The following is a 14,824-nucleotide window of genomic DNA, read 5'->3' on the forward strand; positions in this document are numbered from 1 at the left end:
TACGTACATTTTAACTTCATTATTATAGCTTGTTTTTCTTATTCTAACAAGCCTTTTATGTCATTTAACACCTTTTTCACCAATTCCAGCACGTTCTCATCCTTCTCCCTTCCGCTGCGTCCTTTCTTCTGGTACAGGAAGTACGGAGGAGTATCTGCTTTGAACACCAGGCTCCCATGATAGGCCTGTAAAAGACCCGGGATTTTCTGCGGCTGTACCTTCGCTTTTTCATACATGGTAAACTGATAAGCATCCCCTTTCTGCTCGACCGCGGTCACATAGGCGGAATGGGCAAGCGCTTTCAGACCAGCAATATTCAAAAGCTGCTGCACCTTCCTCGGAATATCCCCAAAACGGTCAATCAGCTCTTCTATCATATCATCCATCTCTTCCTCGTTCTCGATGCTGGCAATCCGTTTATATATATCCAGCTTCTGATATTCGTTCGGGATATAGGATTCCGGAATATAAGCGTCAATATTGAGGTCCATCGTTGTGGTGTAGACATCCTCCTCCAGTTCGCCTTTAAGCTGCTTCACCGCTTCATTGAGCATCTTGCAGTACAAGTCGTACCCCACGGCTTCCATATGGCCGTGCTGCTCTTCCCCGAGAAGGTTGCCTGCTCCGCGGATCTCCAGATCCCGCATCGCGATCTTAAACCCGGATCCCAGATCCGTAAATTCCCGGATGGCCGCAAGACGTTTTTCCGCCACTTCTTTGAGCATCTTATCTCTTCTGTACAGTAAAAATGCATAGGCCATCCGGCTGGAACGGCCCACACGCCCCCGGAGCTGATACAGCTGTGACAGCCCGAGGCGGTCTGCATCGTGGATTATCATGGTGTTCACGTTGGAGATGTCCAGCCCGGTCTCGATGATCGTTGTGGACACCAGAACATCAATATCCCCGTTAATAAAATCATACATAATGTTTTCCAGCTGGCGTTCATTCATCTGTCCATGCGCGAAGGAAACGGCTGCATCCGGCACCAGCTTTTGTATTCTCCCCGCTACATCCGCGATATCACTCACCCTGTTGTAGACGTAGTATACCTGCCCGTCCCTGGACAGTTCCCTCTCTATGGCCTCCCGGACCATCTCATCGTTGTATTCCATGACATAGGTCTGGATCGGCATTCTGTCCATAGGGGCCTCCTCCAGGACGCTCATATCCCGGATCCCGATCAGACTCATATGGAGTGTCCTCGGAATCGGCGTTGCTGTCAGCGTCAGCACATCCACATTCTCCCGGAGCTTTTTGATCTTCTCTTTATGGGTAACGCCAAAACGCTGCTCCTCATCGATCACGAGCAGCCCCAGGTCTTTAAACTGTACATCCTTGGAGAGCACTCTGTGGGTGCCGATCACAATATCCACCAGCCCTTTTTTTAAATCCTCCACTGTCTTCTTTTGCTGAGCCGATGTGCGGAACCGGCACAGGAGGTCTACCCTGACCGGAAAATCCCGCATCCGCTGCACAAAGGTATTATAGTGCTGCTGGGCCAGAATCGTGGTCGGTACCAGATAGACTACCTGTTTTCCTTCCTGTACCGCCTTAAATGCCGCCCGGATCGCAATCTCTGTTTTTCCGTAACCCACATCCCCGCAGATCAGCCGGTCCATGATCTTTTTGCTTTCCATGTCCCGCTTTGTGTCCGCAATCGCCTGCAGCTGGTCATCGGTCTCCTCAAAAGGAAACATCTCCTCAAATTCCTTCTGCCACACGGTATCCGGTTCATATACGAATCCCTGGGACTCCTGCCTTGCCGCATAAAGCTCCACCAGATCCTTTGCCACTGCCCTGACAGCTCTGCGCACCTGGCTCTTTGTCTTTGTCCACTGGCTGGTGCCCAGCTTGTTCAGTTTCGGCTTTTTCGCATCCGCACCGGCGTACTTCTGGATCAGATCCAGCTGGGTAGCCAGAATATACAGCGCCCCTCCGCCAGCATAGGAAATCTTCATATAATCTTTGGTTACTTTATCAACTTCAATCTTCTCAATCCCTTGGTAGATCCCAAGGCCGTGATTTTCATGAACGACATAGTCGCCTACCTTGAGTTCGGAAAAATTCTGGATCTTCTGGCCTTCATAGGTCCTGCGCCGTTTTTTGCGCTTCTGCTTCCCGAAAATATCCGTCTCGGATATCACCATAAACTTCAGCATCGGGTACTCGTACCCCTCCGCAACATGTCCGTAGGCGGCCATGATCTCCCCGGGCTGCACTTCCCGGTGCATATCCTCGCTGTAAAAACTGCTCAGGTCATAATCCCGCAGATCCTCGGCAAGCCGTCTTGCCCGGGTCCGGGAACCGGAAAGCAGTATCACCCGGTAACCGCTTCTTTTCAGGCGCTTCAGGTCCCTTGTAAGCATCTCGAAGCTGTTATTGTAGGGATTGACCCCTTTCGTCTGCAGACTGTAGGTATCCCGCACATGAAAACCGCCGCATTTAGATTCCAGCGTTGTAAGACCGATGCCGTAATACTGGTTCATCTTATCTACAATCACCTTCGTTGAAAAAATTTCCGGTTCCTCTTCCTCCTGCATCCCGGCTTCTTCCCTGTTTTTCCGGCTGTTCAGATACTCTTCCGCGGTTTCATCCGCATGTTCTGCCAGACGCAGAGGCTCATCCAAAAACAACAGGCTCTTTTCCTTTGGGAAATAATCCAGAAAAGAAACGCTTTTTCCTCGCTCTCCAAGAAATTCCGCTGCGGGATAAATGTCCACATTATCCAGGTTCTCGATCGACCGCTGGCTTTCCACATCAAATGTCCGGATGGAATCCACCTCGTCCCCCCACAGTTCAATGCGGACCGGAAGCTCCTCCGTCAAAGGGAACACATCCAGTATACCGCCCCTGACCGCATACTGCCCGGGGCCTTCGATCTCAACCTCCCGTTCATACCCCATTGCGGAAAGCTTTTCCTGCAGCTTTATAAAATCCAGTGTCCCCGTCCCCTCCACATGGATCCTGCGCTTTGCAATTTCCCGCAGAGAAGGCATACCATCCAAAAAAGCGTCCATCGTTGTGATAACCGTGATTCCGCCCTCATCCATGCTCTCCATTTCTTCCGCCTCGAGTATAGCGCGTACCACCTCCATCCGCTGCTTGATCAGGTACTTTCCCTTAATGTCCGCATGGTAAAACAGAAGGTCCTTCGCCGGATACAGATACACATTATCATCCAGGAACCGGTATTCCTCATAAGCCTTCTTTGCCTTTTCATCACTGGAAAAAGCGATGATTTTATAATAACAACCATCGCTCAATGCATACATCAAATGTGTTTTCTGGGAATTGACGCAGCCTGTAATCTGCAGAACTCCGCTGTTTTTCTTTCGTCTGCCGAATATCTCCTTGTACTCCGCCAGCTCGGCAAGCGGCGCTAAAAAAGCCTGCATATTATCTACTCTTCCTTCTTTTTCCGGTTATACTCATTCATTGCAGCCTGAATCTCACCGGATATTATCATCTCTACGGCATGGACCGCATTCCCATAACCTTCCTCCATCAACTCGTGCTCCGCTTTGGTAAAATGTCCGAGTACATAGTCCGCCAGATCATATTTGGGCGGTTTCTCACCAACTCCTATTTTAATCCTGGGAAATACCTCACTTCCAAGATGAGCAATGATATTCTTGATTCCATTGTGGCCGCCGGCACTGCCCTTTGCACGGATACGGAGCTTCCCGACCCCCAGGCTGACATCATCGTATATTACGATCAATTCCTGCTCTTCATCAATCTTATAATATTCCACAAGGCTGATAATACTCTCTCCGCTCAGGTTCATATATGTCTGCGGCTTTGTCAGAATCACCTTCTGCCCGCGTATCACACCCTTGCCAATGAAGGCTCTGTGTTTTTTCGTGTCCACTGCTATATTATATTTCGAAGCAATGGTATCTATCACTTCGAATCCCACATTATGCCTCGTACCTTCATATTGTCTGTCCGGATTTCCCAGACCTGCTATGATATACATCCTTTTCACCTCTTCATTCTTATCCATTTTACAGGATGCCATTCTATTTGTCACGCAAAAGACGCGAATATTTTTTCCCTTCACGTCATACACTTATAAAAAGCGCAATGGACAGTTTTCCTTACCTGCCCATTACAGGGAAGTAAAATTGACTAACACGGGAGGTCTCTTCAATGGGTTCCAAAACAAAAATTATTGTTCTGCATATGAAAGAAATCATCTATACGGCAGTCTTCGCGGCACTTGGCATTCTTCTGATCATACTGCTGATTGTCATGTTCCGTCCCGGCGGAAAAGATAAGAGTGCAGATGCGAAAAAGCAGTATACTCCGGGAGTCTATACCTCGACGCTGACGTTAAACAATACAAATCTGGAAGTGGAAGTATCCGTGGATGAGTCCCACATCAATTCCATCCGATTTTCCAATCTGGATGAGGCAATGACCACCATGTTTCCTCTGATTCAGCCGGCAATCGAAGATATAGCAGATCAGGTCTACGACAAGCAGTCCCTGGAGGATATCTCACTGTCAGACGACACCCCCTACACATCTCAGGTTATACTGGACGCCATAAAAGAGGCCACAGAAAAAGCCGCAGTGAAATGATGCTGCGGCTTTTGTGCTTCATTGCTTTAAGTATTCGGATTAACCTTCCACAATTAGATATTGTCCGTTCGGAAGTGCAAAGACCTCGGACGCCTCTTCCAATTCCTCGTCCGACATTCCATCCACGTCAATCCCGCTTTCCTCAAAATATTCCCTCACCTCATCAAGGGAATCCACGACTGCGGCCATGCATTCCTCCAGGAAAGCCTCCGCTGCCTCGATGGTCTCTGCCACCGGCTCATCAAATAGCTGAGACTGCTTCTTTAAAAATGTAAGCAGACACTCGTCATCATATTCATACATGACTCTTTTCCCTCCCTTTTAAGTAATCAAATTCAGAATCTCCTCCGGAGAATCTACAACATGCACGGCTCCCGCCTCTGCAAGCGCATCTCTTCCCCGAAAGCCCCAGGACACTCCTATCGTCTTCATCCCGGCTGCCCTGCCGGTTGCAATGTCCACTTCCGAATCCCCTACATACAGTGACTCTTCCGGCTCAGCCCCAAACCTCCCGGCGATCTGCAGGGCGGCATAAGGATCCGGCTTTCTGGGTATGCCTTCTTTCTGGCCCTGAATCCATTGAAACGTATCCTTGCCGAATATCTCTTCCACCACATGCACGGTCTGCCTGTCAGGTTTGTTTGACAGCACTGCCAGACAGATACCGCGTGCCCTCATGCCCTCCAGGAGCTTTAAGATACCGTCATATGGTATTACATGATATGTGCAGTTAGCGTCAAATATACGGCCGTATATCTCCATTGCCTCGTCCAGCCTTTCCGGACCAGCCTTGGCGCTTTCCCACAGTGCTTTCTCCATCAATACCCTTGCTCCATTTCCTACAAACATGCGGCACTGTTCACTGGTGATCGGGGAAAGCCCCATCTCCTTCAATGTCTCATTCACAGAAAAAGTCAGAGAATCCAACGTATCCGTTAAAGTTCCGTCTAAATCAAAAATGCATATCTTATACATGGTTCCTCTCCATACCTTCCTTTAGTCTACGTTTATAATAGTATGAAGTCATGGAAATTTCAACCATAAAATACAGGGATTCTATATATTTTTGTTTCAGTGCAGGGCCATGGTATGCACGGCAGCTTATTTTAGCCCAGCAGATACTGTTTCATGACCTTGAGCGCATTTTTCTCCAGCCGGCTCACCTGAGCCTGGGATATTTTAATCTCCTCCGCGACTTCCATCTGCGTTTTTCCCTCGAAAAATCTTAAAGTAATAATATAACGTTCCCTTTCATTCAGGCGTTCCATAGCGGCCTCAAGGGACAGCTCCTCCACCCAGTTTTCTTCTTTGTTTTTCTTGTCACTGACCTGATCCATCACATAGAGCGTATCGCCTCCGTCGCTGTATACCGGTTCGTGCAGGCTCATCGGCATCTGAATCGCATCCAGTGCAAAGACGATATCCTCTTTTGAGATTCCGATCTCCTCGGCGATCTCCTGCACGGTAGGTTCTTTCAGATGTTTCTTCATGTAGCCTTCCTTTGCGTAAATCGCTTTATAGGCCGTATCACGCAGGGAGCGGCTCACCCGGATGGAATTATTATCCCGCAGATATCTCCTGATTTCTCCGATAATCATGGGCACCGCATAAGTAGAGAACTTCACCAGTCTGTCCGGGTCAAAATGATCCACCGCCTTCATCAGCCCCACGCAGCCAATCTGAAACAGGTCATCCGCATTCTCATTGCTGTTGGAAAACCGCTTGATCACACTCAAAACGAGGCGGAGATTGCCCTTAATATATTCCTCACGGGCCTCCTCATCTCCTGCCTTGATTCTCACAAACAAAGCTTCTTTTTCTTCTTCCTTTAAGAGCGGAAGCTTCGCCGTATTAACCCCACACAATTCAACTTTATTCAGTGCCATAATAAAAATCCTCCTAGATGAAAATTTGAATCTAGTAAAATCATTCTCAATCTAGAGGCGGGTTATTCGAAGATGCGCAAATTAAAAAAAGTTTTAGACCTTGACAAATGAACGGGGAATTGATGAAAGGGGGGGCGCGAAATAAAGGGAGAGACGCAAGCCTCCCAAGTGCACATATGCCGTTTCGATATGCGGACGCGGACCTAAGAAATTCTAGGAAGCCGGCAGCTAAAAAAGCAGGGCACCGGCGGCACATCACGAGAAATCTGATGATTTCTCGCGCTGGGCCGCCTAATTTTGTGATTCGGTGATCACAAAATTTCCCTACTTTTTCAGCTGCCGGCTTCCAAGAATTTCTAAGGTCCGCTTTAGCACCTCGAAACGGCATATGTGCACTTGGGAGGCTTGCGTCTCTCCCTTCATTTCGCTGGGTGCATCCAATTTGTAGTTATGATTGTCAACTCGGGCGGCTCGGAACCGGAGCGGCGTATTGATTCGTTTGGCGGAACAAAAAAATCTCCATTTATTATTAATTGGAAAGGTATAACTTTCGGAAGTATGAAAAGTTACGCTGTAAGCACATCACATCGCCCTTTGCAAAAGATAATTTTTTTCTATGTACCGGGGATACGTCGCTACACCAAACGAATTCATACACTGCCCCCGTTTGGAGCCCACCTGACGAACGGCTCTTGCCTGCCGATTGGATGAACCCAGCACCGTAAAGGGATAGCCGGGAAGCGCCGGAAGAGTATATGCCCGGCGGAAGTGCTGGAGTACATCTTAGAAATTCTTAGCAGAAAAAGGCAGAAAATTGGAGAGAAAACGTGCTCCCGAAGCGCGTTTTCTGCTGACCCAGCGCGAGAAATCATCCGATTTCTCGTGATGTGTCAGCTGTGCTCCAATTTTCTGCCTTTTTCTGCTTAGAATTTCTTAATGTACGGGGTGCACTTCCGCCGGGCATATACTCTTCCGGCGCTTCCCGGCTATCCCTTTACGGTGCGTCCCCATCCTCCGCCAAGTCTAAAGCTCGTCAACTCCAATAACACTCTGGCCGCCGATCCCTGAAAAGCCCCCATTCCAGCCTTTCTCTTCTGATCTTCTCGAAATCAAACCGGGCGCACAGCACGTTTTCCGTATCTCTGCCCGCCTGACACAGAACGGCTCCTGTTTCATCGGTTATAAAACTGCTACCATAGAACTCCAGGCTGGAACTCTGGCCCGCATTTTCCGGACATGGCTCTACTTTTTCCAGCCCGAACCTGTTGGCAGCCGCCACCGGCACGATATTGACCGCCGCGTGGCCCTGCATGGCTCTTCTCCAATGTCCCGAGCTGTCACAGTCCAGAATCGGTTCACTGCCTATGGCAGTTGGGTACAGGATCACATCGGCTCCTTTCAGAGCCAGGCATCTGGCCGTCTCCGGGAACCACTGATCCCAGCAGATCCCGACTCCAATCCGGCCATATCTTGTATCCCATACGGTAAATCCGGTGTCTCCCGGTGTAAAGTAAAATTTTTCCTGATAAAAATGATCGTCCGGGATATGTGTCTTCCGGTACACTCCCAGCAGGCTGCCGTCTGCATCCACCACAGCTGCAGAGTTATACAAGGTGTTCTGCGCCCGCTCGTAAAAACTTACCACAATCACAAGCCCCAGCTCACCTGCCAGGCTTTGCATGGCACGCACCGCAGGATTGTCCTCTGTCGGAAGGGCATAGTTATAGTATTCATATCGCCGTTCCTGGCAGAAATACTGCCGCTCGAACAGTTCCGGAAGCAGAATCACCTGACCGCCCTGCTCTGCCGCCTGCCTGACCAGCCGTTCTGCTGTTCTCATATTCTGTTGTACATCTGCAGTACATTGCATCTGTATCACTGCAACCGTAACCTCACTCATTGTCCTCCTCCTTCTGGAATCTGCTGGGTAATACAGTGGATATTGCCGCCTCCCAGCAGAATCGCCCTGCTGTCTATCCCTGTCACCCTGCGTCCGGGGCACAGGGGCCGCAGTATCTCCAGCGCACGCCTGTCACTTTCCTTATTCTCACCACCGAACTGAGGCACCAGCACGGCATCGTTGGTAAAATAAAAATTCACATAGCTGGCGGCCAGCCGTTCCCCGGCTTCCCGCATATCTTCTCCGGCTTCAAATACAAACTGCTCCACTTCTTCCCGTGTCACCCTCACGGGTACATCGGGTATGGGCAGCCTGTGCACGGTCAGCCGGCGGCCTTTTGCATCCGTCTGTTTTTCCAGATAATCCAGGCAGGCCCTGGAAAGCTCATACTGGGGATCCTCCCGATCATCTGTCCAGGCAAGCACAACCTCTCCTGGTGCAGTAAATGCACAGACGTTGTCCACATGTTCATTCGTCTCATCCATATAGATTCCCCTGGGCAGCCACAGTATCTTTTCGGCTCCCAGATATTCTTTTAATTTTTCCTCGATCTGCAGCTTTGACAGCTGCGGATTCCTGCCGGGGCTAAGCAGGCAGCTCTTTGTTGTCAATATGGTGCCTTCCCCATCAGAATGGATAGAACCGCCCTCCAGCACAAAAGCTCCCGCATCGTAGCAAAAATAGCCCAGTTTGTCCAGAATCGCACCTGCAGCCGCATCGTCTTTATCCCAGGAAGCATACAAGCCGTCTGTGCTGCCGCCCCAGGCATTAAAACGCCAGCTGATGCCCCTGACATCCCTTCCATTGGTGACAAAGGTGGGGGCCACGTCCCTGGCCCAGGCATCATCGCTCTCCACTGTCAGGATTTCAGCAAACCCTCCTGCCGCGCGTACCGCCTCTTCCTCATGTTCCCGGTCTGCCAGTAAATATACTTTTTCACTCCGGGACGCCTCTCGTATAATCTCTAAAAATGCCTTCTTTGCCCTCTCTGGATTCTTTCCCCAGCTTCCTGGCCGCACCGGCCAGATTAAAATAACAGCCTCGTGAGGGGCAAATTCCGCAGGCATAAAATAGCCGTCTTCCCGCGGCGTTGTCAACTTATTCATCAGGATAAACGCTCCTTAAAATCTTGATAGCCAAACCGTTTAATAACCTCGCACATCCCGTCTTTTCTGAGAAGCGCAATGTCCGGCAGCGGCATACCGTTAAAGGTATTATTTTTCACCATCGTATAGATCGCCATATCTTCAAACACCAGGCGTTCCCCGATTCCGGGCATTTCATCAAAGCTGTAATCTCCGATTACATCCCCCGCCAGACAGGTTCTGCAGCCAAGCGTGCACGTTACTGCCTTTTCCCCCGGTTTACCGCTATCCCTCAGCGGCGGGCGGTAAGGCATCTCCAACACATCCGGCATATGGCAGGCTGCGGATGCATCGAGTATCAAAACCGGAGTTTCATTCTCCACAATATCCATCACTTCCGTGATCAGATATCCGGCATTCAGTGCAACCGCCTCCCCAGGCTCCAGATAAATCTGTACATGGTAGGTATCCCGTATCCGACAGAGCAGGTCCTTCAATGCTGCAATATCATATCCCGGCCTTGTGATGTGGTGCCCGCCTCCGAGATTGAGCCATCGAATCTGGTGAAGGTATTCCCCGAACTTTTCCTCTACCGCCTCGAACGTCTCCACAAGCGGGGCCGCATCCTGCTCACAGAGGGTGTGGACATGCAGGCCTTCCACCCCTGCCGGAAGCCGCTTGGGAAACTGTTCCCGCCGGATTCCAAGCCTCGATCCCGGCGCACAGGGATCATAAATGGCAGGCCCCTCCTGTGTAGAATGCTCCGGGTTAATCCGAAGCCCTGCACTGATCCCCTTCGTTTCCCACAATGTCCGGTGGCGCTCAAGCTGTGCAATCGAATTGAAGCTGATATGGCTGCAAATCTCGCAGAGCTTCTGCATCTCTTCTGCAGTATACGCCGGAGAAAATACGTGATTCTCTCCACCCATCTCCTCCGCAGCCAGCCTCGCCTCATACAGTCCGCTTGCGGTAGCGCCCGCAAGATAACGCCGGATCATCGGATACACCCGATACATGGAAAATGCTTTCTGGGCCAGAAGGATTCTGCATCCGGTCTCCTCCTGCACGTTTTCAAGTATCTCCAGATTATGCTCCAGTTTTGCTTCATCTACAAGATAAACCGGTGTCCTTAGTTCTTCTGTTCTTAATAAGTTTTCTTTCAATACTCTTTCCTCGTGTTTTCATTAAGCTTTTATAAAAGAAATTGCCACCGCCATTTCGTAACAGTTCAGACAGGCCTGAACTGTTACGAAATTTCATGATTCTGCGGCCTGCCGCACCTCCTGCCGGATATGTGTTTCCCTACTCCACGGTTTCAGGATTTTCATTCACCACCCAGGGAAGGCCGTACTGGTTCAGCATATCCATAAACGGATCCGGATCCAGTTCTTCCAGGTTCACAGCGCCTCTTTTATTCCAGATACCCGAAGCAACCAATGCAGTCCCGATCATCGCCGGTACCCCTGTGGTATAACTGATAGCCTGGCTTTCCACCTCCCGGTAGCATTCCTCGTGGTCGCACACGTTATAGATATAGATGGTTTTCTCCTGTCCGTCCTTCACGCCTGTATAGATACAGCCAATATTCGTCTTTCCCTTTGTGCGCGGCCCGAGTGTGGCAGGATCCGGAAGCAGCGCTTTCAGAAACTGAATGGGAACAATCTCCTTTCCCTCAAAAACAATCGGGCTGGTGGAGAGCATCCCTACATTTTCCAGGCATTTCATATGGGTGAGATAGCTCTCTCCAAAGGTCATGAAGAAACGGATACGCTTCACTCCCGGAACATGCACGGCCAGAGATTCTATCTCCTCATGGTGCAGAAGGTACATCTCTTTTTGGCCCACCTGTGGAAAATCGTAGGTGCGCTTTATTTCCATCGGTTCAGTCTCTACCCAGTGGCCGTCCTCCCAGTAGCTCCCGTTTGCAGACACCTCTCTCAGATTGATCTCCGGGTTGAAGTTGGTTGCAAACGGATAGCCGTGGTCCCCGCCGTTGCAGTCCAGTATATCAATCGTATGGATCTCATCAAAATAATGTTTCATTGCATAGGCGGTAAATACACTTGTCACCCCAGGGTCAAATCCGGATCCAAGCAGCGCGGTGAGATTCTTTTCCCGAAATTTCTCATTGTACTCCCACTGCCAGCTGTAATCAAAATACGCAGTAAATCCTTTCTCCCTGCAGCGTTTTTCATAGACTGCACGCCACGCGGGATCATCCGTATCCTCCGGCTCGTAGTTAGCGGAATCGATGTAATGGACGCCGCACTCCAGACAGGCTTCCATGATGGAGAGATCCTGATATGGCAGCGCCAGATTCAAAACCACATCCGGCTGATAGCTGCGGATCAATGCCGCAACCTCCGATGCATGGTCTGCGTCCACCTGCGCGGTTGTAATTTTTACGGATGTTTTCCCTTCCAGCTTTTCTTTGAGTGCATCACACTTCTCTTTCGTCCTGCTTGCAATACACAGTTCCTTAAACACCTTCTCATTCTGACAGCATTTCCTAATGGCAACCGAAGCAACGCCTCCACAGCCGATCACTAATATTCTGCTCATTCAAGCTTCCTCCTCTTCTAATAAATCCTCCACATATTTGGGGAGCATAAAAGCCCCTGTATGTAGGTTTGTCGTGTAGTAACTCGTCTGAATTCCCCGTTCTCTCCACCTCTTTGCATCCAGGTTTCTGAGTGGATGGTACTTTTTCGATGCAAAGCCGAACAGCCAGTACCCTGCAGGGCAGGTGGGGATATGGGCCTGATAGACCCGGTTTACGGGAAAACTGCGGTATGCTTTTCTGTGCATGATCCGGCAGCTTTCCTCGTCCTCAGCATAGAATGGACTTCCATGCTGGTACACCATGATCCCATCGTCATGGAGCGCCTGGAAACAGCTTCCATAAAATTCCTTGGTGAACAGCCCCGCCGCATGCCCCAGAGGATCCGTACAGTCATTAATGATCAGGTCATAGGCGTCCTGCCTGGAGCGCAGAAACTTCAGTCCGTCCTCATAATACATGGACACCCGGTCGTCATCCAGCCCGTTTGCATCCTCCGGAAAATGTTCCCGGCACGCATAGACAAACAGCTGGTCCGCCTCGACCACATCGATATGCTCTATCTCATCATAATACGACAACTCTCTCGGCACTCCGCCGTCCCCGCCGCCCAGCACCAGTACATTTTTGACATGAGGGTGCACCGCCATGGGCACATGGACAATCATTTCATCGTAAATAAATTCATCCTTCTCCGTAAATATCACGTTTCCGTTCGAAGTCAGTACTTTTCCGAATTCAGGCGTCTCGAAAATATCCAGCCGCTGAAATTCGCTCTGCGCGCTAAACAGCTGCCTCTCTGCACGAATCGAGATCTTTACATTATTGGTATGCATCTCACTTACCCAAAAATCCATCGCCAACCTCCTTTAGCACATTCAGCCTCGAAAGATCCAGGCTCTCCGGCCCCTGCATAGAACATCCCTTATCCTGCGCAAACCGGATATAGTGGATCAGTTTTTCCGTAATCTGTTCGCCCGGAGCCAGAATTGGAATTCCCGGGGGATAACACATCACAAATTCCCCGCAGACCCTTCCCGCGGTCTCCTCAATCGGCAGGCTCTCCTTCTCCGCATAAAATGCCTGCTGCGGCGTTGTTACCACAACCGGGGCGATATATTCCGCCAGAAAAACATTCTTCTTTGGCTCCCGGTACAGCCTCTTAATATCTGCCAGCGCCCCCACAAGCCGCTCGATGTCCTGCAGCCGGTCCCCGATAGATATGTAGGCCAGTATATTACTGATATCCCCGAATTCAATCTGTATGTCATACTCATCACGCAGCAGGTCATAAACCTCAATCCCAGCCAGCCCGATGTCCCGCGTATAGACAGCCAGCTTGGTCACATCGAAATCAAAGATGCTGCCGCCATTCTTTAGTTCGGAGCCATAGGCATAATACCCGCCGATCCCATTGATCTCTTCCCTGGCGTATTCCGCCATCTGGGCCACCTTCTGGAAAGTCTCCTCACCTCTTAACGCCAGGTTCCTCCTCGAGATGTCCAGGCTTGCCATTAACAGATAGGAAGCGCTGGTCGTCTGCGTAAGGTTCACGATCTGGGACACATAGCGCTCGTTCATGCCCGGTCCCAGAAGCAGCAGGGAACTCTGAGTCAGGCTCCCTCCGGACTTATGCATGCTGACCGCGGCCATATCCGCCCCCGCCTCCATACCAGAACAGGGCAGGCCCTGACCAAAATAAAGATGCGTCCCGTGAGCCTCATCTGCCAGCACCAGCATTCCCTTGCTGTGCGCCAGCTCCACAATGCTCCTGATATCAGAACAGATTCCATAATAAGTCGGATTATTAACGAAGACCGCGGAGGCATCGGGATGCTCTTCAATCGCACTGCGTACGTCCTCCAGCTCCATTCCCAGCGGAATCCCCAGCATTTGGTCTACTTTCGGGTCAATATATACCGGAACGGCCCCGCAAAGCACCAGCGCATTGATCACGCTTTTATGTACATTTCTGGGCAGTATAATCTTATCCCCCGCTTTGCACGCGGAGAGAACCATGCTCTGCACAGAGGAGGTCGTTCCGCCCACCATCAGAAAAGCATGTGCCGCGCCAAACGCATCCGCCGCCAGTTCCTCCGCCTCCTTGATTACAGAAACCGGATGACAGAGATTATCCAGCGGTTTCATGGAATTCACATCGATTCCGACGCATTTTTCCCCCAGCAATTCCACCAGCTCCGGATTCCCTCTGCCTCTTTTATGGCCCGGCACGTCAAAAGGTACGACCCGCTGCTTGCGGAAACGCTCCAGAGCGCTGTAAATCGGTGCCTGTAATTGTCGCTTTTTATCCATTCTTCTTTCTCCTGTGTATCTGTGATTTCGTTAAGTTTTGCAGATATATAACACAAAACAGAAAACATTCGCAATAAGAAATTCCAAAATAATTACCTATATAAAAAAGGCAGTGTGCAAAAGCAACACTACCTGTCATATACATTATGGGTAATAGAGTCCGCCTTTCCTCCGGAAAGATAGAATATCCGCACAGCGTATACAATCAATTTGTCCTCTTATCAGAGTCTATACAGCAAATATACTTTTACTACTCCTCTATTGAACATTTCACAAGTGGTATGCATTTGCAGGTTATAAAGTAACCAACTTATAAAACTGAGCTTTTAACTCGATCAATAAATGTGGCGCTATCGCCACCCGCGGCAGCGGCCAGCCCTGTCCGATGAGCTTTTCACAGAAAAAACTGTCAGGCCTATATTTGCATGATAGAACGATTGTATCTATGCATGTCACGATAATTTTAGCATATCACAACCAAAAGTCAATA

At 49.9% G+C, this 14,824-nt stretch carries 12 protein-coding genes; 1 reads left to right on the plus strand and 11 read right to left on the minus strand.

What is annotated here, in order from left to right:
• Nucleotides 1-38 precede the first annotated feature (38 nt).
• Complete coding sequence (gene mfd / locus BN1938_RS22710; protein WP_050642659.1) at nucleotides 39-3,398, minus strand: transcription-repair coupling factor; 3,360 nt, start codon at nucleotides 3,396-3,398, stop codon at nucleotides 39-41.
• A 5-nt stretch (nucleotides 3,399-3,403) separates the two neighbouring features.
• Entirely contained in the window at nucleotides 3,404-3,982 is a 579-nt protein-coding gene (gene pth, locus BN1938_RS22715) for an aminoacyl-tRNA hydrolase (RefSeq protein WP_050642815.1), read from the minus strand.
• 173 nt (nucleotides 3,983-4,155) lie between these two features.
• On the opposite strand from pth, the gene BN1938_RS22720 reads away from it, so the two are divergent.
• Nucleotides 4,156-4,590 (plus strand): hypothetical protein, encoded by a 435-nt coding sequence (locus BN1938_RS22720; protein ID WP_050642660.1) that lies wholly within the window; start codon nucleotides 4,156-4,158, stop codon nucleotides 4,588-4,590.
• Between the two features lie 39 nt (nucleotides 4,591-4,629).
• Here the strand turns inward: BN1938_RS22720 and BN1938_RS22725 are convergent, their stop codons facing one another.
• From BN1938_RS22725 to BN1938_RS22765, 9 genes are all read right to left on the minus strand, one after another.
• Nucleotides 4,630-4,893, minus strand: a complete 264-nt coding sequence (locus tag BN1938_RS22725; protein ID WP_050642661.1) for a glyoxalase — start codon at nucleotides 4,891-4,893, stop codon at nucleotides 4,630-4,632.
• 18 nt (nucleotides 4,894-4,911) lie between these two features.
• The gene (locus BN1938_RS22730) at nucleotides 4,912-5,565 is read right to left on the minus strand and encodes an HAD family hydrolase (protein ID WP_050642662.1); all 654 of its coding nucleotides are present in this window, start codon (nucleotides 5,563-5,565) and stop codon (nucleotides 4,912-4,914) included.
• A gap of 131 nt (nucleotides 5,566-5,696) precedes the next feature.
• On the minus strand, nucleotides 5,697-6,476 hold the full coding sequence (sigG, locus tag BN1938_RS22735) for an RNA polymerase sporulation sigma factor SigG (protein ID WP_025657846.1): 780 nt from the start codon (nucleotides 6,474-6,476) through the stop codon (nucleotides 5,697-5,699).
• A 1,033-nt stretch (nucleotides 6,477-7,509) separates the two neighbouring features.
• Nucleotides 7,510-8,376: an N-carbamoylputrescine amidase gene (gene aguB, locus BN1938_RS22740; protein WP_050642663.1), complete on the minus strand. Its 867-nt coding sequence runs from the start codon at nucleotides 8,374-8,376 to the stop codon at nucleotides 7,510-7,512.
• The gene (gene aguA, locus BN1938_RS22745; RefSeq protein ID WP_050642664.1) at nucleotides 8,373-9,482 is read right to left on the minus strand and encodes an agmatine deiminase; all 1,110 of its coding nucleotides are present in this window, start codon (nucleotides 9,480-9,482) and stop codon (nucleotides 8,373-8,375) included. The genes aguB and aguA overlap by 4 nt, the downstream gene beginning before the upstream one ends.
• On the minus strand, nucleotides 9,482-10,624 hold the full coding sequence (gene nspC / locus BN1938_RS22750) for a carboxynorspermidine decarboxylase (protein ID WP_050642665.1): 1,143 nt from the start codon (nucleotides 10,622-10,624) through the stop codon (nucleotides 9,482-9,484). The genes aguA and nspC overlap by 1 nt, the downstream gene beginning before the upstream one ends.
• A 139-nt stretch (nucleotides 10,625-10,763) precedes the next feature.
• Nucleotides 10,764-12,023 (minus strand): saccharopine dehydrogenase family protein, encoded by a 1,260-nt coding sequence (locus BN1938_RS22755; RefSeq protein WP_050642666.1) that lies wholly within the window; start codon nucleotides 12,021-12,023, stop codon nucleotides 10,764-10,766.
• A complete protein-coding gene (gene speE, locus BN1938_RS22760) occupies nucleotides 12,024-12,878 on the minus strand; it encodes a polyamine aminopropyltransferase (protein ID WP_050642667.1) in 855 nt (284 codons plus the stop codon).
• Nucleotides 12,859-14,334 (minus strand): aminotransferase class I/II-fold pyridoxal phosphate-dependent enzyme, encoded by a 1,476-nt coding sequence (locus tag BN1938_RS22765; protein ID WP_050642668.1) that lies wholly within the window; start codon nucleotides 14,332-14,334, stop codon nucleotides 12,859-12,861. Before BN1938_RS22765 ends, speE begins: the two co-directional genes overlap by 20 nt.
• Between the last annotated feature and the right edge of the window lie 490 nt (nucleotides 14,335-14,824).

The sequence above is a fragment of the Eubacterium sp. SB2 genome, from assembly GCF_001244405.1.
GTDB classification, from domain to species: Bacteria; Bacillota; Clostridia; order Lachnospirales; family Lachnospiraceae; genus Faecalicatena; species Faecalicatena contortus_B.